Source organism: Streptococcus parasanguinis (assembly GCF_001578955.1).
GTDB classification, from domain to species: Bacteria; Bacillota; Bacilli; order Lactobacillales; family Streptococcaceae; genus Streptococcus; species Streptococcus parasanguinis_U.
In genome coordinates, this window is the sequence record NZ_KQ969690.1 from 272,422 (window position 1) to 273,637 (window position 1,216).

1 protein-coding gene and 1 pseudogene are annotated in these 1,216 nt (G+C 44.3%); both read left to right on the forward strand.

Going from position 1 to position 1,216, the window contains the following annotated elements:
* Nucleotides 1–741 (forward strand): CdaR family protein (locus SPADD19_RS05145; protein ID WP_128861585.1); only part of this gene is annotated, 741 nt, incomplete at its 5' end.
* Nucleotides 742–763: 22 nt separating this feature from the next.
* Nucleotides 764–1,216 (forward strand): annotated as a pseudogene (gene glmM / locus SPADD19_RS12595) (phosphoglucosamine mutase); the annotation flags it as partial.

Below are 1,216 nucleotides of genomic sequence, written 5' to 3' on the forward strand. Positions count from 1 at the left end.
AAAAAAGAATTTCTTTATGTTTTCGCCTCCGTCTTATTGTCCTTTATCTTGTTTATCAATGCGTCTTCCTTTAATTTTCAAAATAATAGTAGCGCAAGACAAGTGAGTTCAGAGACCTACACCAATACCTTGACCAATATTCCAATTGATGCCAAGTACAATGACAAGACATACTTTGTCAGTGGGTTGACATCAGAGGTAACGGTCTTTCTAAAGGGTTCAAACCGGGTCGCTCTAGCAAGTGAAATGCAACCGGGAACACGAAAATTTCGCGTGGTAGCGGATCTTCGTAAGGCCAAGGAAGGTACCGTCGAAGTACCGTTGATTGTAGAAGATCTTCCGGCTGGTTTGACCGCAACCGTAGAGCCTCAGAAAGTTTCTGTAAAAATCGGGAAGAAAGCGAAAAAATCGTTTTCGGTCAGGGCTACGATCCCGGACAATCAAATTGTGGATGGAATAACGGTTTCGGATATTTCTCTTGAAACCACCAAGGTAGAAGTGACCAGCGATCAAGAAACCTTGAGTCGCATTGATCATGTCCAAGCGGTCTTCCCATCCAGTGAGATCATTAGTGGAAATTATAGCGGAACTATTTCCTTAAATGCAGTAGATGCCCAAGGAAATGTTCTACCAGGTCTGGTCAAGCCGAGTGAAACACGGATTCAAGTGACCACAAAGAGTAGCTCGTCTACGTCAAGCTCAAGCAGCTCGTCGTCGACCTCCTCCAGTTCAAGTAATTAGAAAGTAAAAAAGGTAATGAAGAATGGGTAAATATTTTGGGACGGACGGTGTCCGTGGAGAAGCAAATGTAGAATTAACGCCAGAATTGGCTTTTAAACTAGGCCGTTTCGGTGGCTATGTCTTGAGCCAACATGAAGAAGAAACACCCTTGGTATTTGTTGGACGTGATACGCGTATTTCTGGTGAAATGTTAGAGCATGCCTTAATTGCTGGCCTCTTATCTGTTGGGATTCGTGTCTACAAGTTGGGTGTGATTGCAACACCAGGTGTTGCTTATCTAGTTCGTACGGAAAAAGCCAGCGCCGGAGTGATGATTTCTGCTAGCCACAATCCAGCCTTGGACAATGGCATCAAATTCTTTGGTGGTGATGGTTTCAAATTGGATGACGATCGCGAACTTGAAATTGAAGCCTTGCTTGATGCGGCTGAAGATACGCTTCCACGTCCAAGTGCCCAAGGTTTAGGAACGGTCATG